Below are 24,122 nucleotides of genomic sequence, written 5' to 3' on the forward strand. Positions count from 1 at the left end.
GGCCTCGTGAAGGACCTCTCGACGGACGGCGGCGGGCGCACGGGCGGTGCTGCCGGCACCGCCGCTGGTGCCGCGCGTCGCGTCACCATCCGCGACATCGCCGACGCCACCGGGGTTGCCGCGTCCACCGTCTCCCGCGCCCTGTCCCTGCCCGACCGGGTCAACCCCGTCACCCAGAAGCGCATCCAGCGGGCGGCCCGCGAGCTCGGCTACGTCGCCAACTCGCAGGCCCGGGCGCTGACGTCCGGGCGCACCCGCGCCGTCGCCGTGCTCGTGTCCGACATCACGAACCCGTTCTACTTCGACGTCATCCGGGGCACCCAGCACCAGCTCGCCGGCGCCGGCTGGACGCAGCTGCTCGTCGACACCGAGGAGTCCGCCGACGCCGAGATGGCCGCACTCACCGCCGTGGGGGCGAAGGCCGACGGGGTCGTGCTCACGGCGTCACGACTGTCCGACGCGCAGATCGCACGGTTCGCCGAACGGATCCCCCTGGTCGTCGTGAACCGCCGACCCACCGGCGTGCCCTCGGTGCTCATCGACACCCCCGGCGGGGTGGAGCAGGCGGTGCAGCACCTGGTGTCGCTGGGACACCGGGAGATCCTGTACGTCGCCGGGCCGGACAGCTCGTGGTCGAACGAGCGTCGGTGGCGCGCGCTCGTGCAGGTCGCCAAGCGCCTGGGGATCCGCGTCGCCCGGGTCGGGCCGCACGCACCCTTCGTCGACTCCGGCGCGGCGGCCGCCGACGCCGCCGTGCACGCCGGTGCGACCGCGTGCATCGCCTTCAACGACCTGATCGCCATCGGGATGCTCGCTCGACTGCGGGAGCGCGGGGTCCGCGTCCCCGAGGACATGAGCATCGTGGGCTGCGACGACATCTTCGGCGCCGACTTCTGCAACCCACCGCTCACCACGATGACCTCGCCGATCGAGCGCGCCGGCCGGGTCGCGATCCGGATGCTGCTCGGACGGCTCGGCGCCCTGCCCGCCGACGAACTGCCCGGGGAGCACATGTCCGGCGCCGTCGCCCTGCCCACCCACCTGACCGTGCGCGAGTCGACCGGGCCGGCGCCCCGTGCCGGCACCGGCACCGACTGATCCCACACGAGCAGCCCCCGCACTCGCCACCGGCGAACTCGCCGCCCCCGAAGGAGTCGATGATGACCCGAACCAGCACCCCCACCCGGCTCGCACCGCACCCCGACCGGCTGTTCCCCGCCGACCCCGGGGCTCGAGCCGTGGCACGCACCGTGTACGAGGCGGTGAAGGACGCCCCGATCATCTCGCCGCACGGGCACGTCGATGCGGCGCTGATCGCCTCGGACCAGCCGTTCAGCGACCCCGCATCGCTGCTCATCACGCCCGACCACTACGTGCTCCGCCTGCTGCACGCGAACGGGGTGGACCTGGCCGCGCTGGGACGCGCGGACCTGTCGGGGCCCCGCCCGGGCTCGCAGGCTCGCCCGGCGGCGTCGGCGCATCGCTGGCGCGATGCCGCTGAGCCGACGCCGCCAGGCCGCGCCGTCTGGCGGCAGCTGGCGGAGCACTGGGACGACTTCCTCGGGACCCCCGTGCGCTACTGGTTCGAGACGGAGCTGCACGACGTGTTCGGGCTCGACCAGGCGCCGTCCGCCGCGAACGCGGACGACCAGTACGACCACATCGCCGGCCTGCTGGCGTCCCCCGCCTTCCGGCCACGCGCGCTCTTCGACGCCTTCGGCATCGAGGTCCTCGCCACCACGGACGGGCCGGCGGACGACCTCGCTGCGCACGCGCAGCTCGCGGCGGACCCCGGCTTCACCGGCCGGGTGCTCCCCACGTTCCGCGCGGACGCCGTGTTCGACCCGACGCGGTCGGACTGGAGGCCCGTGGTCGCGTCGATCGGCGAGGCCGCCGGCATCGACACGGGCACCCACGCAGGGCTGCTGGCGGCTCTCCGCGCACGTCGCCACTACTTCATCGAGCACGGCGCGACCGCCACGGACACCGGGGTGCTCGACGCGGGCTCCGCTCCCCTGCCGTCGAGCGAGCGGGAACGCATCCACGCGGCGGCGCTGCGCGACGCGTCGTCGGTCACCGAGGCCGAGGCGACGGCGTACCGGCACGACATGCTCTACCGCTGGGCGGAGATGAGCGTGGAGGACGGCCTCGTCATGCAGCTGCACCCCGGGGTGATCCGGAACCACCACACCCCGACGCTCGAGCGCTTCGGGCCGGACACCGGGCACGACCTGCCGGCCGTCGGGTCCTTCACCGAGCCGCTCCGACCGCTGCTCGAGTCCTTCGGGACCGCTCCCGGGTTCCACCTGGTGCTCTTCACCGTCGACGAGGCCGTGTTCTCGCGCGAGATCGGGCCGCTCGCGGGCTTCTACCCCGCCGTGTACGCGGGCGCACCGTGGTGGTTCATCGACACCCCGGCGGCCATCGGGCGCTACCGGTCGGCCGTCACCGACTCCGCGTCGTTCACCAAGACCTCCGGGTTCATCGACGACACCCGCGCGTACTGCTCCATCCCCGCGCGGCACGACATGGCGCGGCGGGCGGACGCGGCGTACCTGGCGTCGCTCGTGGTCACGCACCAGATCTCCGAGGAGGACGCCGTCCGCACCGCCCGGCGCATCGTGTCCGACATCCCGCGGGCGACGTTCAAGCTCTGACGCGGGCGGGTGCGGCGCGGGTGGTGCTGCTACTTGGCGCAGCGCGGTGTTGCTGCTTGGTGCGAGGTTCCGTTCTCGGTGCGAGGGTTGCCGGGTTGCACGGAACACGGAACCTCGCACGGTTCGGCGCTGCGGCGGTACGGTCGGGCGCATGACGGAGCGGGTGACGGCGGCGTACAGCGCTCGGGCCGACGAGTACGCGGCGCTGCTCGGGTCGATGGACGCCGTCCACCCCGACGACCGAGCCCTCGTCGACGCCTGGGCGGCCGGTCAGAGCGGTGCCCTGGTCGACGCCGGGTGCGGCCCCGGTCACTGGACGGCGCACCTCGCACAGCAGGGGCACCGGGTCAGCGGCATCGACGCGGCGCCGGAGTTCGTCGAGCACGCACGACGGACGCACGGCGCCTCGGTCGACTTCCGGGTCGGGTCGCTCGACGCGCTCCCGCTCGCGGACGGCAGCGTCGACGGGGTCCTGGCCTGGTACTCGGTGATCCACCACGAACCGTCGCGGATCGGTGGGCCACTCGACGAGTTCCGTCGGGTGCTCACCCCCGGCGGTGGGCTGCTGCTCGGGTTCTTCGAGGGCGCTGCGGTCGAAGCCTTCGACCACGCGGTCATCACCGCCTACCGCTGGCCGGTCGTGTCCCTGGCGGCGCTGCTGGACGAAGCGGGCTTCGACGTCGTGGACGTCCACACCCGCACGGACCCGGGGCACCGGCCGCACGGGGCGATCAGTGCGGTGCGCCGCTGATCGCTGACCGTTCCCCGTCCAAGCCGCCGTTCAGGCGTCCGAGACCATCGAGCTCAGAGCCGCAGCGATCTCCGGTACGGCGTCGAGTTCCCCTTCGGCGATCGCGACGATGAAGTCGTACGCCTGATCGTTCGAGGCGTGGAGCCGGACCCCGTTCACGCCGAGGAAGACCACGAGCAGCATCAGCCCGAGGCGCTTGTTGCCGTCGACCAGGGCATGGTTCCGGACGGCGGAGTGGACGAGCGCCGCCGCCTTCTCGACCAGCGTCGGGTAGGCATCGTTCCCGCCCACCGACGCGGCGGGTCGCGCGACCGCCGCGTCGAGCAGTCCGACGTCGCGGATCGCGTAGTCAGCCCCCAGGGTCCGACGAGCGACGTGCAACGCCTCGTCGGTCGTGAGGTGGATCACTTGCCGAGTCGTTCGAGCGCCTCTGCGTAGCGCGGGAGTTCTCGGTCGAGGACGCCGTCGATCAGATCGCTGCGGCTGTGCTGCTCGACGTACTCGCGGATGGCGGCGCGGGCGACTTCCTGCATCGAGCGCTCCTCGAGGTCAGCACGCTTGCGCAACGCCGCTGCCTCGGCATCGTCGAGTCGGAGGGTCATGGCCATGGGGTCGATGGTACCAAGAGTGGTATCTGAACGGGCTGCAGTGATCGTGGTCATGGAACGACGGTACGAGCGTCCGCCTCGAAGTAGACGGGACCGGGGATCGGTTGGGGATGGCGACGGCCGTGCTGCGCCCTGTGGAGGAACCGCCAGGATCCGTCGCAAGTCGTCGACGCTCGTCAGTCGGTGGTGACCGCGAGCGCGGCGAGGATCTCCCGCACGGTGTCGTCGACCGATCCGTCGATCGACACCGCGACGGCGGCCTCGTCGGGCTGCGGCCGCTCGAGGGTCGCGAACTGCGAGTCGAGCAGCGTCGTCGGCATGTACTCGTGCTGGCGGTGGGACTGCCGTTCGGCGATCAGGTCGCGCGACCCGTCGAGGAAGGCGATGACGAGACCCGGCGCCGACTCGCGCAGACGGTCCCGGTAGGCGCGCTTGAGCGCCGAGTTCGCCATCACGCACCGGGAGCCGTCCGATTCGACCGCGGCGATCCGCTCGGCGCAGGCGTCGAGCCACGGCCAGCGGTCCTCGTCGGTGAGCGGGGTGCCCTGCCGCATCTTCTCCTTGTTGGCGACCGGGTGCAGGTCGTCGGCGTCGACGAAGACGCACGGTTCGCCCTGCGCGACCAGGGCGTCGGTGAGCGCCTGGCCGATGGTGGACTTGCCGGAGCCGGAGACCCCCATCACGAGGACGGGCGGGTGGACAGCGAGCTCGCTCATCCCTCCACAGTATTGATCCGGTGAACTCTGGTCCCCAGTTCCCGGAACACCTGTGCGGTCCCAGACCACCGGTCGTAGGTTGGGCGCCAACGTCAGGACAAAGGAGGCCCCCGTGGCAGACAACAACGGTCAGGCGAACATCGGAGTCGTGGGACTCGCAGTGATGGGCTCGAACCTCGCCCGCAACCTCGCATCGCGCGAAGGCAACACGGTGGCGGTCTACAACCGCACGTACGCCCGCACCGAGGAGCTGATCCAGGAGCACGGCGACGCCGGGTTCATCGCGTCCGAGGACATCGACGGGTTCGTCGCCTCGCTGTCGAAGCCGCGCACCGCGATCATCATGGTGCAGGCCGGCAAGGGCACCGACGCCGTGATCGGGCAGCTCGCCGAACGGTTCGAACCGGGCGACATCATCGTCGACGGTGGCAACGCGAACTTCCACGACACCATCCGACGTGAGCACGATCTGCGCGAGAAGGGGCTGAACTTCGTCGGCACCGGCATCTCCGGTGGTGAAGAGGGCGCGCTCAAGGGCCCGTCGATCATGCCCGGTGGCTCGAAGGAGGCCTGGGAGACGCTCGGGCCGATCCTCAAGTCGATCGCCGCGGTGGCCGAAGGCGAACCGTGCGTGACCCACATCGGCACCGACGGCGCCGGGCACTTCGTCAAGATGGTGCACAACGGCATCGAGTACGCCGACATGCAGCTCATCGCCGAGTCGTACGACCTGCTCCGGCGCGTCGGCGGGCTCTCGGTCGAGGACCTGGTGCAGGTCTTCGACGAGTGGAACAAGGGCGACCTCGAGTCCTACCTGATCGAGATCACCGGGGAGGTCCTCAAGCAGCGCGATGCCGACACCGGCAAGCCGCTCGTCGACGTCATCCGCGACGCGGCCGGCTCGAAGGGCACCGGCGTCTGGACCGTGCAGAACGCCGTCGGCCTGGGCATCCCCGTATCGGGCATCGGCGAAGCCGTGTTCGCCCGCGCCGTCTCGTCGAAGCCGACGCAGCGTGCCGCCGTGCAGAAGTCGGTCAAGAACCGCCCGCAGATCGCCGAGGTGCCGGACACCTTCGCCGACGACGTCCGTGCGGCGCTCTACGCCTCGAAGGTCGTCGCGTACGCACAGGGGTTCGACCTCATCATCGCCGGGGCGAAGGAGTACGGCTGGGACATCGACCTCGGCAACGTCGCGAAGATCTGGCGGGGCGGCTGCATCATCCGTGCCCAGTTCCTGAACCGCATCGTCGAGGCGTACGCCGAGAACCCGAAGCTCGAGTCGCTGCTGGTCGACCCGTACTTCGCGAACGCGGTGGCCGAGGGCGAAGCCGCCTGGCGCCGCATCGTCGGCATCGCGGCCGCGTCGGGCGTCCCCGCGCCGGGCTTCTCGTCCGCGCTGTCGTACTTCGACTCGCTCGCGTCCGACCGTCTGCCGGCGTCGCTGATCCAGGGCCAGCGCGACTTCTTCGGTGCACACACCTACCAGCGCATCGACAAGGACGGCACCTTCCACACGCTGTGGTCCGACGACGACCGCCGCGAGGTCGAGCAGGAGCCGTCCACGCACTGACGACCGCCCGCTGCCGCTGCCGCGCTCGCTGCCGACCACCGTGGTCCGTGCGGGGCATCGCGAGGAGGGCCTCGTTGAACCCGGGGCCCTCCGCTGCGTCAGGCGACGATGCGTTCCCGTGCCAGGTCGGCGACGAGTCGGTCCAGCCGCGGACCGCGCCCGAGCAGCCGACGCGAACCCGGGGCGCTCCGGACGAAGAAGGTCGCCACGGCGGGGGTGTCGTCCGGTCGCACGTGGTGGATCGCCACCGCACACGCGCGGCGAGCACCATCGGGACCGCCAGGTCGCGGCGAGCCGCCGGGTCGCCCCGCGCCGTCGGCTGCTGCTGCACCGCCGAGTCGTCCCCAGCCGTCGAAGCCGTCCGCCACGTCCTCGAGTCCGACGTGCACGACACGACTCCACCGGATCACGAGCAGCCGGGTCGCCCGTCGTTCGTCGAGTTCCCACAGGGAGGCCTCGGTGGCGCCGAAGGCCCAGGTCACGCGCGAACCGAGGTGGGTGTCCGGACGGACCTCGTCGACGATGCCACGGAGTTCCGGTGTCGGCGCCGCCGGCACGAGCCACACCGTCGGGTCGATCCGCCGGATGGCGAGCGCGAGGGCCTCGTCCGCCTGCCGCCGCCGTGCCGTCGCGGTCCGCACGACGGCGACCACGATGACCACGACGCCGAGAGCGATCGCGCCGAACTCGACGATGCCGTACCAGGAGAGGTCGACGCCCGGCGCCGTCGAGACGACGACGATCCGGGTGATCAGGAGGACCAGCCAGACGGCGACGATCACCCAGCGCAGGGTGGCGAGTCGACGTGCCGGAGACATCGGTGTCCGCCGTGCACCGCGGGCACGACCGGACCGCGGGACACCATCCGGACGCTGCAGCACGGTCCGATCCTCCCACGAGCCGCGCACCACCTGCTGGCCGAACCCGATGAACGCGCGGGGAAGCCCGCACACACAGCCCACGAGCGGCCGGGAGACCTACGCTCGGGCGGTGACCACCGAGACGACGGACGAACCGATCGGGCGATCGACGGCGGGTCCGTCGGACGGCCCGAGCGGGCCCGACGGCCCTGCGACCCGACGTTGGACGCTGATCGCCGCGATCGTCGGCGTCGTGGCCGCCGCCGCGTTCCTCGGTGTCGCCGAGTTCGGCGCGCTGCTGCTCGGCGGAGCGGGCAGCCCCCTGGTCGCCGTCGGGTCCGCCGTCATCGACCTCGCTCCCCCGGGTGCGAAGGACTTCATGGTCGCCGTGTTCGGCACCGGGGACAAGGTCGCCCTGTTCGTGCTCATGACGGTGATCGTCATCGCGATCAGTGCCGGTGCCGGTGTCCTCGAACGCGTGCGCCCACCCTTCGGCGCCCTCGTGTTCGCCGCCGGAGGTGTGCTGGCGCTGCTGGCCGTCAGCACCCGCTCGGGCAGCGGGACGCTCGACGGTGCCCCGACGGTCCTCGGCATCGCGGCAGCGGTTGTCGTCCTGCGCCTGCTGCTCCAGAGGCTGCGCCGGTGGGAGGCCGCGGCGACCGTGCCGACGGCGGCACCGCGACCCGCGTCGACGGAGCGCCGGACGTTCCTGGTCTGGGGCGTCGCGACGGCGACCGTCGCGGTCGTGGTGGGCACCGCCTCCCGGCTGGGGTCGTCCGCGATGCAGGCGGCCGCTGCTGCCAGGCGGGCCATCCGGCTGCCCGCCGCGGCGACCGCTGCACCGGCGGTCCCCGCGGGTGCGTCGCTCGACGTCGACGGCATCACCCCCTACATCACGCCCAACGCCGACTTCTACCGGATCGACACGGCGCTGCGCGTGCCGCAGGTCGATCCCGCCGACTGGTCGCTCCGCATCCACGGTGCGGTCGAGCAGGAGATCACGCTGACGTGGGACGAGCTGCTCGCGCTGCCGCTCGAGGAGCACGTGGCCACCCTGAGCTGCGTGTCGAACGAGGTCGGCGGTGACCTCATCGGCACGGCGCGCTGGCTGGGCTACCCCATCCGGAAGCTCCTCGCCCGAGCACGTCCGACGGGCGACGCCGACATGGTGCTCTCACGGAGCATCGACGGGTTCTCCGCCGGCACCCCGCTCGACGTGCTGCAGGACGACGGCACCGCGGCGCTGCTCGCGGTCGGGATGAACGGCGAGCCCCTGCCGACCGAGCACGGGTTCCCGGTGCGGATGGTCGTGCCGGGCCTGTTCGGGTACGTCTCGGCGACGAAGTGGGTCACCGAGCTCGAGGTCACCCGGTTCGCCGACGCGCAGGGCTACTGGACCCCGCGTGGCTGGTCGGAGCGGGGCCCGGTCAAGCTCGAGTCCCGCATCGACACCCCGCGGAACGGGTCGACGGTGACCGCGGGCAAGCCGGTGGCGATCGCCGGGGTCGCATGGCAGCCGCACAAGGGCGTGAAGGCCGTCGAGGTCCGCGTCGGAGGCGGCGACTGGCAGCGCGCCGAACTCGCCGACTCGGTCTCCGCGGACACCTGGCGACAGTGGGTGGTGCGGTGGACGCCGACCGCCGGCTCGCACCGCATCGAGGTGCGCGCGACCAGTGCGGACGGCGAGGTGCAGACGAGCGTGGACCGGCCGCCGGCACCCAACGGTGCGACGGGCTGGCACACGGTCACGGTCGACGCGCGCTGACCGTCCGGGAGTGGGTCTGCGACACGCCCGCTGATTGCCGTCGAGGTGGCAGAAAGCGTCGGTTCGTGGGCGCTCGGGCGACACCTCGTGCCACCTCGGCGAACCTGAGCGGCATGTCGTGACCGCCCGCCGCCGGCGCGCTCCGGTCACCCGACGGCCTGGAGGCCCGGTGCCGGCCCGCCCCGTCCCTCGCCCTGGGCGCGCGACACGCCACGTGCGTCACGCCGGGGGTGCAGAAAGCGTCGGTTCGCGGACGTGCAGGCGACACTTCGTGCCGCCACGGCAAACCTGAGCGGCATGTCGTGACCGCCCACCGCCGGCGCGCTCCGGTCACCCGACGGCCTGGAGGCCCGGTGCCGGCCCGCCCCGCCCCTCGCCCTGGGCGCGCGACACGCCACGTGCGTCACGCCGGGGGTGCAGAAAGCGTCGGTTAGCAGACGCGCAGGCGACACTTCGTGCCACCTCGGCGAACCTGAGCGGCATGTCGTGACCGCCCACCGCCGGCGCGCTCCGGTCACCCGACGGCCTGGAGGCCCGGTGCCGGCCCGCCCCGCCCCTCGCCCTGGGCGCGCGACACGCCACGTGCGTCACGCCGGGGGTGCAGAAAGCGTCGGTTCGTGGGCGCGCAGGCGACACTTCGTGCCGCCACGGCGAACCTGAGCGGCATGTCGTGACCGCTCGGTGCCAGTGCCAGGCAGGCAGACCGGGGCCAGGCAGACCTGGTCAGGCAGGCAGGGTCGCGACGACGCAGGTGCCGTCGACCTCGGCGTCCCGCTCGACCACGGTGGAGAAGCCCGCGGCCGTGAACGCAGCGGCGGACGCCTCGGCCTGGGCCTCGGACACCTCGATGACCACGGCGCCACCGGGACGGAGCCACTCCCCCGCACCCGCGGCGATCCGGCGGTGCAGATCGAGGCCGTCCACACCTCCGTCGAGGGCGACGCGGTGTTCGTGCTCGCGGGCCTCGGTCGGCATGAGTTCGATCGAGGCCGTCGGCACGTAGGGGGCGTTCACCGCGATGACCGCCACGGCGCCGCGGAACCGATCGGGCAACGGCGCGAACAGGTCACCCGCGACGACGATGCCGCGGTCGCCGATGTTCTCGGCTGCGACATCGACGGCGTCCGGGTCGATGTCGGTGGCGACGAGGTCGAGCGCGCCGACCCGACCGAACAGGGCCACCGAGATCGCGCCGGCGCCGCAGCACAGGTCGACCACGCGGTCGTAGCGCTGCAGCCGACGCGCAGCCTGCTCGACGACGACGGTGGTGCGGGCTCGCGGCACGAAGACGCCGGGGGTCACCCGGATGCGGTGCCCGTCGAAGGCGGCCCAGCCGAGCACGTACTCGAGCGGCTCACCGGCCAGCCGACGCTGCACGAGGGTGCGGAGTCGCACCGGCTCACCGTCACCGGCCTCGAGCAACAGGTCGGCTTCGTCCTCGGCGAAGACGCTCCCCGCGGCCCGGAGCCGGGCCGCGAGGGCGTCACGCGCGGGATGTGTCAAGCGGCGCCGTCGAACATCGACGTCACCGAGCCGTCGTCGAAGACCTCGTGGATGGCACGGGCGATGAGCGGGGCGATCGGCAGGACCTCGAGGCGGTCCCAGCGCTTGTCCATCGGCAGGGGCAGGGTGTCCGTCACGACCACGCGGTCGATGAACTCGCTCTGCAGCAGCTCGGTCGCCGGGTCGGAGAAGACGGCGTGGGTCGCGGCGACGACGACACCGGTGGCGCCGGCGTTCTTGAGCGCCTCGGCAGCCTTGGCGATCGTGCGGCCGGTGTCGATGAGGTCGTCGACGAGCAGGCACACGCGGCCGCTGACGTCACCGACGATCTCGTGCACCGAGACCTGGTTCGGCACGAGCGGGTCGCGGCGCTTGTGGATGATGGCGAGCGGGGCGCCGAGCTTCTCGGACCAGATGTCGGCGACACGGACGCGGCCCATGTCGGGCGACACGACGGTGAGCGTCTTCGGGTCGAGGATCTGACGGAAGCGCTCGAGCAGCACCGGCATGGCGAACAGGTGGTCGACGGGGCCGTCGAAGAAGCCCTGGATCTGCGCGGCGTGCAGGTCGACGCTCATGATGCGGTGCGCGCCGGCGGCCTTGAACAGGTCGGCGACGAGGCGGGCCGAGATCGGCTCGCGGCCGCGGCCCTTCTTGTCCTGGCGGGCGTACGGGTAGAACGGCGCCACGACCGTGATGCGCTTCGCCGAGGCACGCTTCAGCGCGTCGACCATGATGAGCTGCTCCATGAGCCACTCGTTGATCGGCGCCGTGTGCGACTGGATGACGAAGGCGTCGCAGCCACGGACCGACTCGTCGAAGCGGGCGTAGAGCTCACCGTTCGCGAAGGTCCGGGCATCGGTCGGCACGAGGTCGACCCCGAGCTCCTCCGCGATCTCGGCAGAGAGCGCCGGGTGTGCTCGCCCCGAGACGAGGACGAGTCGTTTCTGGCCGGTTGTCTTGATTCCGGACAAGTGCGGTGCTCACTCCCTGACCCACGAGGGGTCGATGTCGGCGACGGGTGGTCGCCGGGATCTATTCGCCGTTCGCGAGCCGAGCAGCCTCGGCCGCCGGTGTGCCGGGTCGGTGTTCCTCGACCCATCCGTCGGTGTTGCGCTGTGGGGCGTAGCTGATCGCGAGCGATCCTGCCGGAACGTCCTTGCGGACGGTGGTCCCGGCGCCGGTGTACGCACCGTCACCAATCCTAACGGGGGCGACGAACACGTTGTGCGAGCCTGTACGGACGTTCGAGCCGACCTCGGTGCGGTGCTTGTGCACGCCGTCGTAGTTCGCGGTGATGGTGTTCGCGCCGATGTTGGAGTCCTCGCCCACCTCGGCGTCGCCGATGTAGGACAGGTGCGGGACCTTGCTGCCGCGACCGATCCGGGCGTTCTTCGTCTCGACGAAGGTGCCGATCTTGCCGTCGTCTCCGAGGATCGTGCCCGGCCGCAGGTAGGCGAACGGGCCGACCGAGGCGCCGTCCCCGATCACGGCGAGGGTGGCGTCGACGCGGTTCACGGTGGCGCGGGCCCCGACCTCGGTGTCGCGGAGCGTGGTGTCCGGCCCGACGACGGCGCCTGCGGCGATCGCGGTGGCGCCGATGAGCTGGGTGCCCGGCAGGACCTCGGTGTCGGGCTCGATGGTGACGTCGAGGTCGATCCAGGTGGTCGCCGGATCTTGCACGGTGACGCCTGCGAGCTGGTGGCGGCGGACGATGCGGGCGTTGAGTTCACGCGCGGCGTCGGAGAGCTGCGCACGGTCGTTGATGCCGGCGACGAGCCACGGATCGGTCAGGGTGACCACGTCGATGCGCCCGCCCCGCTCGCTGATCAGCGCGGGGGCGTCGGTGATGTACTTCTCGCCCTGGGCGTTCGCCGTGGTGAGCGACGGCAGGGCCGCCCGGAGGCGTGCCACGTCGAACGCGTAGATGCCCGCGTTCGCCTCGGTGATGGTCAGCTGTTCGGCCGTCGCGTCCTTGTGCTCGACGACGCTGACGAAGGCGCCGGAGGCATCCCGCACGATCCGTCCGAGGCCGGTCGGGTCCGGGGCGATCGCGCTCACGAAGGTCGCCCCGTTGCCGCCACCGACGTGGGCGTCGACGAGGAGCCGGAGCGATGCGGTGTCGAGCAGCGGGACGTCGCCGGACAGCACCACGACGGCGCCGTCGAAGTCGGCGGGCAGTGCTTCGACCGCCACCTCGACCGCGCGGCCGGTGCCGGGGACGTCGTCCTGGTCGACGACGATCGCGTCGGGGGCGCGCTCGACGACCTCGGCCGCGACGAGGTCCCGCTCGTGCCGCACGACGACGGCGACGTGCTCGGGGCTGAGCGACGACGCGGTGCGCAGGACGTGCCCGATGAGCGGCAGTCCGGCGAGCCGGTGCAGCACCTTGGGCGTGGACGACTTCATGCGCGTGCCCTGCCCGGCGGCGAGGACGACGACGGCGATGCGCTGGTCGGTCATGCACCCATCCTGGCGCACCGCAGCCCGGGCCGTCCGACGCGACCACGGCACTGTGCGGAACCGTGCGCAGAACCGCAGCCTGTGGACGGACCGGCACCGCGCCTCCAGGCCGCGCCGACGGCCCGCCGTGGATCAGGCCCGCGCGCCCTGCGGTTCCCGCTTGACGAACGCCATCAGCACCAGCCCGGCGATGAGCACGACGACCACGCCGAGGATCCCGAACCGGGTCGACCCACCGACGGTCACCGCCACGCCGAACAGCGCCGGCGCGAGGAACGACGCGGCCCGGCCGGTGGTGGCGTAGAGGCCGAAGAGCTCGCCCTCGCGGCCGGGGGTCGCCAGCCGCGCCAGGTAGGCGCGGGACGACGACTGCACCGGGCCGACGAACACGGCGAGGGTCAGCCCGAGCACCCAGAACCACTGCGTCTCGTTGCCGGCGGCGAAGACCCCGACCCCGCACACGGCGAGGCCGACGAGCGAGACCATGATGAGCGCACGCGACCCGAACCGGTCGTCGAGGCGTCCCGAGACGAACGTCGCGATGCCGGCCACGACGTTCGCGGCGATGGCGAACAGGATGACCTGCGACGGCGTGAACCCGAACACCTGCGCGGCGACGATCCCGCCGAACGTGAAGACGGCCCCGACGCCGTCGCGGAACACCGCGCTGGCGAGCAGGAAGGCGAGGACGTTGCGCCGCTCGCGCCAGAGCCGCGCGATGTCCCGGCCGAGGTCCGCGTAAGCACTGAACACGCCGCCGCCGCGGGTGCGGTCGGGCACCGCTTCGGGCACGGTGAGGAACAGCGGGATCGAGCTGACGGCCAGCCAGACGGCGGCGATGCCGATCGCGACGCGGACGTCCCACTGCCCGGTGGCGACGGTGGCCGGCAGCTGCAGGAGCCCGCCGACGACCCCGTCGCCCCGGAAGTCCTGGATGCAGAGCACGAGCAGCACCACGAGCAGCACGATCCCGCCGAAGTACCCGGCCGCCCACCCGATGGCGGAGACCCGGCCGGTGCGTTCCCCGGAGGCGACCTGCCCGATCATCGCGTTGTAGCCCACGCTCGCGATCTCGTAGGCGACGGTGCCGATGCCGAGCAGGGCTGCGCCGAGCAGCAGGTACGGCTGGCTCGGCGCCACGAAGACCATGCCGCCGATCGACAGCGCGACGCCGATCGTGGCGATGAGGACCGACCGGCGGCGGTGTCCGGACGAGTCCGCGAGCCGCCCCATGGCCGGTGCCACCAGGGCCACGACGATGCCCGCGATGGTCAGTGCGGTGGACACGACGGCCGCGTTGTGCGCGAGCTCGCGCTCCACGATCGCCTTGCCGGCCGCGGACGTGTCGCCGACGAGCGCCGGGTCCACGAACGCCCGGCTGGCCAGGTACGTGCTGAACACGAAGGTGGTGACGACCGCGTTGAACGCGGCGGAACCCCAGTCCCAGAGCGCCCAGGAGACGAGCGCGCGCCGGTCGGTGCGCTGCGGCACGACGGCGGCCGGTGAAGCGGTCATGCGCGAACCGTAGCGCGTCCCGGTGACACGGCGGTGGCCCCGTTCCGGGTCACGTGCCGGACGGGAGGCGCGGGGCGGCCTGGCCCCGCGCCTCCCGTCCGCCTTGTCCGCGCGCCCGCACCCCGCGTGCGCGTCCGCGGGGTCGCCCGCTTTGGTGCGAGGTCCCGCACTCCGTGCGAGGTCTGCGCGCCGTCACGGAGTACGGAACCTCGCACCGGACGACGCGCCGGTGGCTCAGGCCGGGACGCCGCCGGGGTAGACGACGGACTTGAGCGACTCCGGGTCGGTGTCGCTCTCGAGGGCCTCGCGGACGTCGTCGAGCCCGAAGCGACCGGTGACGAGCGAGTCGAGGTCGACCTGCCCGGACGCGACCAGCTCGATGGCGATCGGCCACGTGTTCGTGTACCGGAAGATCCCGGTGACCGTGACCTCGAGGTTCTGGATGTGCTCGACCGGCAGTGTCATCTCGGAGTTGCCGAGCCCGACCAGCACCGCGGCACCCGCCGGGCCGACCGCCTTGATGCCGTCCGACACCGCACGGGGTGCACCGCTGGCGTCGATGAACGCGTCGACGGGGACGATGTCGGACGCGACGGACACGGCGGTGGGGTCGACGACCTCGGTGGCGCCGTACTCCAGGGCCCGCGCACGGCGCTCCGGCACCAGGTCGCTGACGACGATGCGCGACGCACCGAAGGCCTTCGCGACCTGGGCGCAGATGATGCCGATCGGACCGGCGCCGGCGATGAGCACCGACGAACCGGGCACGATGCCCGCCTTGCGGACGGCGGCGATGCCGACGGACAGGGGTTCGAGGAGCGCGCCGGCCTCGAACGACACGGCGTCGGGCAGGACGTGCGCGAACTCGGCCTCGATGGTGACGAACTCGGTGAAGGCCCCGTCGACCGGCGGCGTCGCGTAGAAGCGCATGTGCGGGCAGAGGTTGTAGCGGCCGGCCAGGCACTGCGCGCAGCGGTGGCAGGGGCGCTGCGGCTCGATGGCCACGCGCTCCCCCACGCGGGACGGGTCGACGCCCTCGCCGACGGCCTCGATCGTGCCGGACAGCTCGTGGCCGAGGACGAGGGGCTCCTCGACGACGAAGTCGCCGATGCGGCCGTGGCGGAAGTAGTGCACGTCGGAGCCGCAGACCCCCACGGCGGCGACGCGGACGAGCACGTCGCCCGGGTCGACGGCGGGGACGGGGCGGTCCTCGACGGTGAGGTCCTGGGTGCCGAGCAGGACGCTGGTGCGCTGGGTGGAGGTCATGCGGTTCTCGCTTCCTCGGCCGCGTCGTCGCGGCCGGACGTGTGGGTGGTGGAGGGGTCGGCGGCGGACGCTGCGGGCGTGGTCGCCGGCGCTGGCGCGGGCGCCGGCGCCGGCGCCGCGGGCAGGGTGGCGTCGCGCAGCAGCTCCGCGAAGCCGATCTCGGCAGCGCCACGGACCAGGACGTCGCGGCCGAGTGCCGCCGGGACGATGCGGAGCCGGTCGGTCATGGCGGCCATCGTCTGCGCCCGGACGTCCTTTTCGATCCGGTCGCCGACGTGTCCGAGCAGCGCACCGAGGAACCCGCCGAGCACGACGACCTCGGGGTCGACGGTGTGGATGGCGTTCCGCAGTGCGGTCGCGAGCGCGGTGACCTGTCGGTCGACGACCCGCTCGAGCTCGGGCCGGCCCTCGGCGAGTGCCGCGGCGAGCGCGTCGAGGTCGTCCGGCGGGGTCCCGGTGACCGCGGTGAGTGCGGAGCGCGACGCCTCGGTCTCCAGGCAGCCGACCGCACCGCAGTGGCAGCGGATCCCGTTCGCCGCGACGAAGGTGTGCCCGAGCTCGCCTGCGTACCCGTCGGCGCCGCTGAAGGGCCGGCCGGCGCTGACGATCCCGCCGCCGATGCCGCTCGCGCCGCCGTTCAGGTAGACGAGGTCGTCGACGCCGCGGGCGCTGCCGTACAGCCGTTCCGCCCAGGCACCGAGGTTGGCGTCGTTCGCGGCCCGGACCGGCAGCCCCAGGCGTTCCGCGAGCGGTGCGGCGAGGGGTTCGTCACGCCATCCGAGGTGTGGGGCGTCGCGCACGGTGCCGTCCTCGACCCGGACGATGCCGGGCACCGCGACGCCCACCCCGACGATCCGGGCCGCGGGTCCGGTGCGGGCGAGGAGTGCTACGAGGACCCGGGCGACGGCGTCGATCGCCTGCGCCGCGGTGGGCACGGTGGTCTGCGGCTCGACCAGCCGGTCGCGGACGGTGCCGTCGAGGCCGACGAGGGCTACTCCGACGGCGTCGATCTCGACCGTGACCGCGGCGGCGAGGACGTCGCCGGACGCCCGGACGACTCCGCTCGGCCGTCCGACACCGGTACCGGGGGTCCCCGCGGCGGGGGTCTCCTCGTGCACGAGACCGGCGTCGACGAGTTCCCCGACGAGCGCGAGGATGGTGGAGCGGTTCAGGCCGGTGCGCCGGGTGAGCTCGGCGCGGGTGACGGGGCCGTCCTCGTGGACGAGCCGGAGGACGCGCGCGGCGTTGCCCGGCGTCGCCGTGGGCTGCCGTGCCATGGGTCCTCCTCGTTGGTGGGTGCGGTCGTGGGTGGGGTTTCGGGCTGAGCGACGAGTTTCGCACCGACGAGCCCGTGAACTGTCGCGCAGCGCGAAACCTCCGCGACCGCGACCGCGACCGCGACGGCGACCGCGACCGACCGCGGCGGCGACCGACCGCGACGGCCCGGTCAGCGCGACTGCGAGAACGCGGCGTCGAACGCGGCGTCCGGCGGCGCGATGGTACCGAGCTGCCGGACGAACGCCAGCGCCTCGGGCCCGCCGACGAGCCGGTCCATGCCGGCGTCCTCCCACTCGACGCTGGTCGGGCCGGCGTACCCGATGTGGTTCAGCACGCGGAACACCCGCTCCCACGGCACGTCCCCGTGGCCGGCAGTGACGAAGTCCCACCCGCGCCGGGGGTCGCCCCACGGCAGGTGCGAGGACAGCCGCCCGTTGCGCCCGTCGAGCTGCTTCACCGACTCCTTGCAGTGCACGTGGTACACCCGGTCGGCGAAGTCGAGCAGGAACGCCGCGGGGTCGAGGTCCTGCCAGACGAAGTGCGACGGGTCGAAGTTGAACCCGAACGCCGGCCGGTCCTGGAACACCTCGAGAGTGCGCTTGGCCGTCCAGTAGTCGTAGGCGATCTCGGACGGGTGCACCTCGAGTGCGAACCGGACCCCGACCTCCTCGAAGACGTCGAGGATCGGTGACCAGCGGTCGTGGAAGTCCTGGTACCCGGCGTCGATCATCCCCGGGGGCACGGGCGGGAACCCGGCGACGGTCTTCCAGATCGACGAGCCGGAGAAGCCGGTGACGGTGTCGACCCCGAGCGCCGCGGCGGCGCGGGCGGTCCACTGCAGTTCCTCGGCTGCACGCTGCCGCACGCCCTCGGGGTCGCCGTCGCCCCACACGTGCGGCGGGACGATGTCCTCGTGCCGCTGGTCGATCGGGTCGTCGCACACGGCCTGGCCGACCAGGTGGTTGGCGATCGTCCAGACCTGGAGCCCGTGGCGTTCCAGGATCGCCTTGCGCTCGGCGACGTACTCCGGGTCCGTCGCGGCGCGCCGGACGTCCAGGTGGTCGCCCCAGCAGGCGATCTCCAGCCCGTCGTAGCCCCACTCGCCGGCGAGCCGGGCGACCTCTTCGAAGGGCAGGTCGGCCCACTGTCCGGTGAACAGGGTGACCGGCCTGGAGGCCCGGGTCGTCTCCGTCGTGTCGCTCGCGTCCGTCGTCGTCATCGTCGTCGTCCTTCTTCGCGGTGGTCGGGTTCCGTCACCAGGATCCGGGTGCGGACCCGGCGGGGACGGTGGCGGGTCGCTCGACGCGCGAGTGCACGTCGACGACCGAGTGGTCTCGGGCGGCGGCGGAGACCGCCTCCATGACCTCGAGCACGTGGAACGCGAGGTCGCCGGAGGCTCGGTGCGGCCGGTCCGTCGCGATCGCGTGCGCCATGTCGGCGAGGCCGTAACCGCGGCCGGCGTCGGCGTACCCGGCGGCGACGGGCAGGTCGCGCCACGAGCGGTCGTCGGCGGTGGCGATCGACACGGTGTCCGAGAACCGGTTCGGGTCCGGGACGCCCAGGGTGCCGGCGGTGCCGTACACCTCGAACAGCGGGGCGCGGGTGGCCCACACCTCGAACGAGACGGTCACGGTGGAGACCACCCCGCCTTCGTGCTCGAGGATCGCGACGACGTGGGTGTCGATGTCGACCGGGATCGACGTGCCGGCGTTCGGCCCGGTGGCGATCGTCCGTTCGCGGGTGGAGCGGGTGGCGCTGCCGCTGACCCGGACGACCGGCCCGAAGAACGTGACGAGGCTGGTCAGGTAGTACGGCCCCATGTCGAGGAGCGGTCCGCCGCCCGGCTGGTAGTAGAACGCCGGCGCGGGGTGCCAGAGCTCGTGCCCGGGTGCGCTCCAGGCGACGGCGGCACCGACCGGGGTGCCGATCGCGCCGTCGTCGAGGGCGGCCCGTGCGGTCTGGATGCCCGTGCCGAGGACGGTGTCCGGGGCGCTGCCGACGCGCAGGCCGGCGGCGCGGGCGGCCTCGAGCACCGGTGCGGCCTCGGCGGTGGACATCGCGAGCGGCTTCTCGCCGTAGACGTGCTTGCCCGCGGCGAGCGCCCGGGTGGCGATGTCGGCGTGCGCGGCCGGGATCGTCAGGTTGAGCACCACGTCGACGTCGTCGGCGGCGAGCAGGTCGTCCACGGTGGTCCCGCGCACGCCCTGGGCCGCACCGACCTGCTGGGCACGGGCGACGTCGAGGTCGGCGACCGCGGCGAGCTCGAGGCCGGGCAGGGCCGGGAAGTGCTCGAAGTACTGCTGGCTGATGACCCCGACGCCGACCACGCCGACGCGGAGCGGCTTGGCAGCAGCGCCGCGGAGCACCCCCTCGTTCACCTTGCTGCCCACAGGAGTCCCCGTTCGATGATGGTGCGGACCGGCTGCGACTCGACGATCTCGATCCGGTGTCCGGGGGCCGAGACGAAGATGCGTCCCTTCCCCCACTGCCGGGTCCAGATCGCCGGTGCGGTGACCGGCCGGTTCCAGGGGTCCCACGAGCGGGCCTCCTGCGTGGTGGTGGCGAGGACGTCGTCGTACTCGTCGCTCAGCACCCAGTACTGCTCGGTGACGAGGTCGAAGTCCTCGATGCCCTGCGTGATCGGGTGCTCGTGCCCGAGGTCGGTGATGTGCACCGTGTAGGGGATGTAGTTGTCGGACTGCTCCCCGACCCGTTCGTCGGGGTGCTTGCCCGCGTGGTGGGCGAACTGCCCGCCGATCATGTGCAGGTAGTCGGCGTTGTCGCGGTACGAGTCCGCGATGCCGCCGTGCCAGCCGGCCAGGCCGGTGCCGTTCAGGACGGCCCGCTGCAGACCGGCGAACTCGTCGGCGGCGATGGTCGTCATGGTGTTCACCTGGACGATCAGGTCGACCGTGTCCATGTTCTCCTGGTCGGCGTACACGGCGGGCGATCCCTCGACCCGGACCGCGAAGCCGTGGTCCTGCAGGAACGGGATGAACAGGTCGGTGGTCTCGACGGGCTGGTGGCCGTCCCACCCGCCGCGGACGACGAGCGCCTGGCGGGTCTGCTCGGCGGCGCTCACGAGGTCGCCGTCCAGGTGCTGCCGGCGGCCGCGCTGCGTTCGACCGCGTCGAGGACCCGCTGCACGTGCAGGCCGTCGGCGAACGACGGCGACGGGTCGGTGCCGGCGACGATGGCGTCGACGAAGTCCTTCACCTGGTGGCTGAAGGTGTGCTCGTACCCGATGAGGTGCCCAGTCGGCCACCACGCGGCCATGTAGGGGTGCTCGGGCTCGGTGACGAGGATGCGGCGGAACCCCTGCTCCCCCGCCGGGGCGTTCGACTCGTACAGCCGGAGCTCGTTCATCGACTCGAGGTCGAACTGGATCGCGCCCTCGGAACCGCTGATCTCGAGCGTCAGACCGTTCTTCCGCCCGGTCGCGTAGCGCGTCGCCTCGAACGTGCCGATCGCGCCGTCGGCCGCGCCGCCGTCGAGCCGCGCCGTGAAGAACGCGGCGTCGTCGACGGTGACCTGCCCGCGCTCGCTCGACGCGGTGCCGGAGAGCCCGACCCCCTCGGCCATCAGCGGACGCTCGGTCACGAAGGTCTCGAGGGTGCCGGACACGGTGGCGAGCGACGCGCCCGTGACGTGCTCGACCAGGTCGATCGCGTGCGCGCCGATGTCACCGAGCGCCCCAGAGCCCGCGAGCGACTTGTCGAGGCGCCAGGTCATCGGGCCGTCGGCGTCGGCGAGCCAGTCCTGCAGGTAGAGCGCACGGACCTGGCGCACGGTGCCGATCCGGCCGTCCTGCACCAGCTGCCGGGCGAACGCGATGGCCGGCACCCGGCGGTAGCTGAACCCGACCATCGCCCGGACACCCTGTGCACGGGCAGCGTCGGCGGCGGCGGTCATCGCCTCGGCCTCGGCGACGGTGTTCGCGAGCGGCTTCTCACACAGGACGTGCTTGCCGGCCTGGAGCGCGGCGATCGCGATCTCGACGTGCGAGGACCCCGGGGACACGACGTCGACCACGTCGATGTCCGGATCGGCCACGACGGCCCGCCAGTCGGTGGACGCCGCCTGCCAGCCGTACTGCTGCCGAGCGGCCTCGGTGCGTCCGGGATCACGCCCGACGATCACCGCCATCTCCGGCTCGGTGCCGAGGTCGAAGAACCTGGGGGCGGTCCGCCACGCCTGTGAGTGTGCGGCTCCCATGAAGCCGTGCCCCACCATCGCGACCCGCAGTCGTTGCTGCACCGTCGACTCACTTGCCATCCGCTCGCTCCTTTGCGATCACGTGCTTGCCACAGCCAACACTACCGCTTATGTTGGGCGCGGCAACATTTTGTTTCGACGACGAACGGTGACCACCATGGCAACGACGCCCACCCGTGCAGACAAGTTCTCCTTCGGTCTCTGGACCATCGGCTACAACGGCTCCGACCCCTTCGGCGGGCCGACCCGACCCGCCCTCGACGTGGTCGAGGCGGTCGAGAAGCTCGACGAGCTCGGGGCCTACGGCCTGACCTTCCACGACGACGACCTGTTCGCGTTCGGTTCGACCGACGCCGAACGCCAGACCCAGATCGACCGCCTCAAGGGTGCGCTCGAGTCGACCGGGCTCGTCGTGCCGATGGTCACGACGAACCTGTTCTCCGCCCCGGTCTTCAAGGACGGCGGCTTCACCTCGAACGACCGGCAGGTCCGCCGCTTCGCGCTCCGCAAGGTGCTCCGCAACATCGACCTCGCCGCCGAGCTCGGCGCGTCGACGTTCGTGATGTGGGGTGGCCGCGAAGGCTCCGAGTACGACAGCGCCAAGGACGTGCAGGCCGCGCTCGAGCGCTACCGCGAGGCCGTCAACCTGCTCGCCCAGTACGTCACCGACAAGGGCTACGGCATCCGGTTCGCCATCGAGCCGAAGCCGAACGAGCCCCGCGGCGACATCCTCCTGCCGACCCTCGGCCACGCGATCGCCTTCACCGAGACGCTCGAGCGTCCGGAGCTGTTCGGCATCAACCCCGAGGTCGGCCACGAGCAGATGGCGGGCCTGAACTTCACGGCCGGCATCGCCCAGGCGCTCTACCAGGGCAAGCTCTTCCACATCGACCTCAACGGTCAGCGCGGCATCAAGTACGACCAGGACCTGGTGTTCGGTCACGGCGACCTGCAGAACGCGTTCTCGCTCGTCGACCTGCTCGAGCACGGCGCCCCGCAGGGCGGCCCGGCGTACGACGGCCCGCGCCACTTCGACTACAAGCCGAGCCGCACCGAGGACATCACCGGCGTCTGGGACTCCGCGTCGGCCAACATGCGCATGTACCTGCTCCTGAAGGAGCGTGCGCAGGCGTTCCGCGCCGACCCCGAGGTGCAGGCGGCGCTCGAGGCCTCCAAGGTCGGCGAGCTGTCGACGCCGACGCTCAACGACGGCGAGTCGTACGACACGTTCCTCGCCGACCGTTCCGCCTACGAGGACTTCGACGCCGACGCCTACTTCGGCGGCAAGGGCTTCGGCTTCGTCCGCCTGCAGCAGCTCGCCATCGAGCACCTGATGGGCGCGCGGAATTGAAGGCAGACGCGCCAGCGGCTGCATTCCGCGCGCTGAGGCGGCCTGCCGCCGAGGGGGCTGAGAACACGGACGAGCGCCAGCTCGTCGCCGGCGTCGACTCGTCGACCCAGTCCTGCAAGGTCACCATCCGTGACGCCGCGACCGGTGCGGTCGTCCGCGAGGGACGCGCGTCCCACCCGGACGGCACGTCCGTCGACCCCCGCCACTGGTGGGACGCCCTCGGTGCCGCCGTCGCGGACGCCGGCGGCCTCGACGACGTCGGTGCCGTCGCCATCGCCGGGCAGCAGCACGGCATGGTCGCGCTCGACGCCGACGGCCGCGTGGTCCGCGACGCCCTGCTCTGGAACGACGTGCGCAGTGCGGACGCGGCCGCGCAGATGGTCGACGAGCTCGGCCAGGAGGCGTGGGTCGCCCGGACGGGGCTGGTGCCGGTCGCGTCGTTCACCGGTACCAAGCTGCGGTGGCTCCGCGACGCGGAGCCCGAGAACGCGGCCCGCGTCGCGGCCGTGGCGCTCCCCCACGACTGGCTGTCGTGGCGGCTCCGCGGCCACGGCCCGGCGGACGAGAGCCCGCTCGGCCCCGACCTCGACGCCCTGGCGACGGATGCGTCCGATGCCAGCGGCACGGCGTACTGGGACCCGGTGCGCCGCGAGTACGACCCGGAGCTGTTCGAGCTCGCGCTCGGGCGGCCGATGCGTCCGGCGTCGATGGGGGACGACGACGCCGTGGTCGTGCCCCGCGTGGTCGCTCCCGACGAGGCCATGGGCACCCTGTCCACCGACGTCGAGCTGCCCGGCGGCGCGGTCGCCCGGACCGGCCTCGTCGTCGGCGCCGGACTCGGCGACAACGCCGGGGCAGCGCTCGGCCTGGGTCTCGGCCCTGGCGACGTCGCGGTGTCCCTCGGCACCAGCGGCACGGTCTTCGGGGTCAGCGACGCCGAGGTGCGTGACCCGAGCGGGACCGTGGCGGGCTTCGCCGACGGGACCGGGTCGCGCCTCCCGATCGTCACGACGCTCAACGCGGCCCGCGTGCTCGAGGTGATCGGCGGCCTGCTCGGCGTCGACCACGACGCACTCGGCGAGCTGGCGCTGCAGGCGCCGGCCGGGGCCGACGGCCTCGTCCTGGTGCCGTACTTCGTCGGCGAGCGCACGCCCAACCGCCCGGACGCGACCGCGTCGCTGCTCGGCATGACGCCGGCGACCACCGACCGGGCGCACCTGGCCCGGGCGGCCGTCGAGGGGATGCTCTGTGCCCTCGCCGACGGACTGGCCGCGGTGCAGGACACCGGGGTGACCGTCGAGCGGCTGCTGCTCATCGGCGGCGCTGCGCGGAACCCGGCGGTCCGCACCGTCGCCGCACAGGTGTTCGGCCGTGACGTCCTGGTGCCGGAGCCCGGCGAGTACGTCGCCGCGGGTGCTGCGAAGCAGGCCGCGTGGGCGCTCACCGGCGCACTGCCGACGTGGGACACCGCGACGACCACCGTGCCGTCCGACCCGCACCCCGAGGTGCTCGAGCAGTACCGCGCCGCGGCGCGCTGACCGACGCACCGGATCCGACACTCCCCGCCCCCGGCGCCCTCCACCAGGGCGCCGGGGGCATCATCG

At 72.6% G+C, this 24,122-nt stretch carries 21 protein-coding genes; 7 read left to right on the plus strand and 14 right to left on the minus strand.

Annotated elements, in window-relative coordinates:
- Positions 1-6: 6 nt before the first annotated feature.
- The 3 genes from HQQ79_RS17375 (at position 7) to HQQ79_RS17385 (ending at position 3,408) form a co-directional block, all read left to right on the plus strand.
- A complete protein-coding gene (locus tag HQQ79_RS17375) occupies positions 7-1,098 on the plus strand; it encodes a LacI family DNA-binding transcriptional regulator (RefSeq protein ID WP_173035894.1) in 1,092 nt (363 codons plus the stop codon).
- Between the two features lie 62 nt (positions 1,099-1,160).
- Positions 1,161-2,657 (plus strand): glucuronate isomerase, encoded by a 1,497-nt coding sequence (gene uxaC, locus HQQ79_RS17380; RefSeq protein WP_173035896.1) that lies wholly within the window; start codon positions 1,161-1,163, stop codon positions 2,655-2,657.
- A gap of 151 nt (positions 2,658-2,808) precedes the next feature.
- The gene (locus HQQ79_RS17385) at positions 2,809-3,408 is read left to right on the plus strand and encodes a class I SAM-dependent methyltransferase (protein WP_173035898.1); all 600 of its coding nucleotides are present in this window, start codon (positions 2,809-2,811) and stop codon (positions 3,406-3,408) included.
- A 30-nt stretch (positions 3,409-3,438) separates the two neighbouring features.
- On the opposite strand, the gene HQQ79_RS17390 is transcribed toward HQQ79_RS17385, so the two are convergent.
- The 3 genes from HQQ79_RS17390 to HQQ79_RS17400 all read right to left on the minus strand — a co-directional run bounded on the left by HQQ79_RS17390 (position 3,439) and on the right by HQQ79_RS17400 (position 4,732).
- Positions 3,439-3,816, minus strand: a complete 378-nt coding sequence (locus tag HQQ79_RS17390; RefSeq protein ID WP_173035900.1) for a type II toxin-antitoxin system death-on-curing family toxin — start codon at positions 3,814-3,816, stop codon at positions 3,439-3,441.
- Positions 3,813-4,016, minus strand: a complete 204-nt coding sequence (locus tag HQQ79_RS17395) for a ribbon-helix-helix protein, CopG family (protein ID WP_173036022.1) — start codon at positions 4,014-4,016, stop codon at positions 3,813-3,815. Before HQQ79_RS17395 ends, HQQ79_RS17390 begins: the two co-directional genes overlap by 4 nt.
- Positions 4,017-4,192: 176 nt before the next feature.
- Positions 4,193-4,732: a gluconokinase gene (locus HQQ79_RS17400; protein ID WP_173035902.1), complete on the minus strand. Its 540-nt coding sequence runs from the start codon at positions 4,730-4,732 to the stop codon at positions 4,193-4,195.
- A 112-nt stretch (positions 4,733-4,844) separates the two neighbouring features.
- Here HQQ79_RS17400 and gndA point away from each other — a divergent pair, with 112 nt between their 5' ends.
- Positions 4,845-6,302, plus strand: a complete 1,458-nt coding sequence (gene gndA, locus HQQ79_RS17405) for an NADP-dependent phosphogluconate dehydrogenase (RefSeq protein ID WP_173035904.1) — start codon at positions 4,845-4,847, stop codon at positions 6,300-6,302.
- Positions 6,303-6,400: 98 nt separating this feature from the next.
- On the opposite strand, the gene HQQ79_RS17410 is transcribed toward gndA, so the two are convergent.
- Complete coding sequence (locus tag HQQ79_RS17410; protein WP_173035906.1) at positions 6,401-7,183, minus strand: hypothetical protein; 783 nt, start codon at positions 7,181-7,183, stop codon at positions 6,401-6,403.
- A gap of 109 nt (positions 7,184-7,292) precedes the next feature.
- On the opposite strand from HQQ79_RS17410, the gene HQQ79_RS17415 reads away from it, so the two are divergent.
- A complete protein-coding gene (locus HQQ79_RS17415; protein ID WP_173035908.1) occupies positions 7,293-8,927 on the plus strand; it encodes a molybdopterin-dependent oxidoreductase in 1,635 nt (544 codons plus the stop codon).
- Between the two features lie 723 nt (positions 8,928-9,650).
- Here HQQ79_RS17415 and HQQ79_RS17420 read toward each other — a convergent pair.
- The 10 genes from HQQ79_RS17420 to HQQ79_RS17465 all read right to left on the minus strand — a co-directional run bounded on the left by HQQ79_RS17420 (position 9,651) and on the right by HQQ79_RS17465 (position 21,227).
- A complete protein-coding gene (locus tag HQQ79_RS17420; RefSeq protein ID WP_173035910.1) occupies positions 9,651-10,430 on the minus strand; it encodes a putative protein N(5)-glutamine methyltransferase in 780 nt (259 codons plus the stop codon).
- Positions 10,427-11,404: a ribose-phosphate diphosphokinase gene (locus tag HQQ79_RS17425; protein ID WP_027464468.1), complete on the minus strand. Its 978-nt coding sequence runs from the start codon at positions 11,402-11,404 to the stop codon at positions 10,427-10,429. Before HQQ79_RS17425 ends, HQQ79_RS17420 begins: the two co-directional genes overlap by 4 nt.
- A gap of 61 nt (positions 11,405-11,465) precedes the next feature.
- Entirely contained in the window at positions 11,466-12,893 is a 1,428-nt protein-coding gene (gene glmU, locus HQQ79_RS17430; protein ID WP_173035912.1) for a bifunctional UDP-N-acetylglucosamine diphosphorylase/glucosamine-1-phosphate N-acetyltransferase GlmU, read from the minus strand.
- A gap of 132 nt (positions 12,894-13,025) precedes the next feature.
- The gene (locus HQQ79_RS17435) at positions 13,026-14,408 is read right to left on the minus strand and encodes an MFS transporter (protein ID WP_173035914.1); all 1,383 of its coding nucleotides are present in this window, start codon (positions 14,406-14,408) and stop codon (positions 13,026-13,028) included.
- Positions 14,409-14,642: 234 nt separating this feature from the next.
- Positions 14,643-15,674, minus strand: a complete 1,032-nt coding sequence (locus HQQ79_RS17440) for an NAD(P)-dependent alcohol dehydrogenase (protein WP_173035916.1) — start codon at positions 15,672-15,674, stop codon at positions 14,643-14,645.
- Complete coding sequence (locus HQQ79_RS17445) at positions 15,671-16,951, minus strand: ROK family transcriptional regulator (protein WP_173035918.1); 1,281 nt, start codon at positions 16,949-16,951, stop codon at positions 15,671-15,673. Before HQQ79_RS17445 ends, HQQ79_RS17440 begins: the two co-directional genes overlap by 4 nt.
- A gap of 170 nt (positions 16,952-17,121) precedes the next feature.
- A complete protein-coding gene (locus tag HQQ79_RS17450; protein ID WP_051596489.1) occupies positions 17,122-18,171 on the minus strand; it encodes a sugar phosphate isomerase/epimerase in 1,050 nt (349 codons plus the stop codon).
- 34 nt (positions 18,172-18,205) lie between these two features.
- Positions 18,206-19,342 carry a Gfo/Idh/MocA family protein gene (locus HQQ79_RS17455; protein ID WP_367948121.1) on the minus strand — a complete coding sequence of 379 codons (1,137 nt, stop codon included), beginning with the start codon at positions 19,340-19,342 and terminating at the stop codon, positions 18,206-18,208.
- Positions 19,327-20,034 (minus strand): ThuA domain-containing protein, encoded by a 708-nt coding sequence (locus HQQ79_RS17460; RefSeq protein WP_173035920.1) that lies wholly within the window; start codon positions 20,032-20,034, stop codon positions 19,327-19,329. The genes HQQ79_RS17455 and HQQ79_RS17460 overlap by 16 nt, the downstream gene beginning before the upstream one ends.
- Positions 20,031-21,227, minus strand: a complete 1,197-nt coding sequence (locus tag HQQ79_RS17465; protein ID WP_250897988.1) for a Gfo/Idh/MocA family protein — start codon at positions 21,225-21,227, stop codon at positions 20,031-20,033. Before HQQ79_RS17465 ends, HQQ79_RS17460 begins: the two co-directional genes overlap by 4 nt.
- Positions 21,228-21,324: 97 nt before the next feature.
- Between HQQ79_RS17465 and xylA the strand changes: the two genes are divergently transcribed.
- Positions 21,325-22,518 carry a xylose isomerase gene (gene xylA / locus HQQ79_RS17470; protein ID WP_027464459.1) on the plus strand — a complete coding sequence of 398 codons (1,194 nt, stop codon included), beginning with the start codon at positions 21,325-21,327 and terminating at the stop codon, positions 22,516-22,518.
- A 32-nt stretch (positions 22,519-22,550) separates the two neighbouring features.
- Entirely contained in the window at positions 22,551-24,056 is a 1,506-nt protein-coding gene (gene xylB, locus HQQ79_RS17475; RefSeq protein WP_173036028.1) for a xylulokinase, read from the plus strand.
- Positions 24,057-24,122: the final 66 nt, after the last annotated feature.

Source organism: Curtobacterium sp. VKM Ac-2852 (assembly GCF_013205045.1).
Taxonomy (GTDB): domain Bacteria; phylum Actinomycetota; class Actinomycetes; order Actinomycetales; family Microbacteriaceae; genus Curtobacterium; species Curtobacterium flaccumfaciens.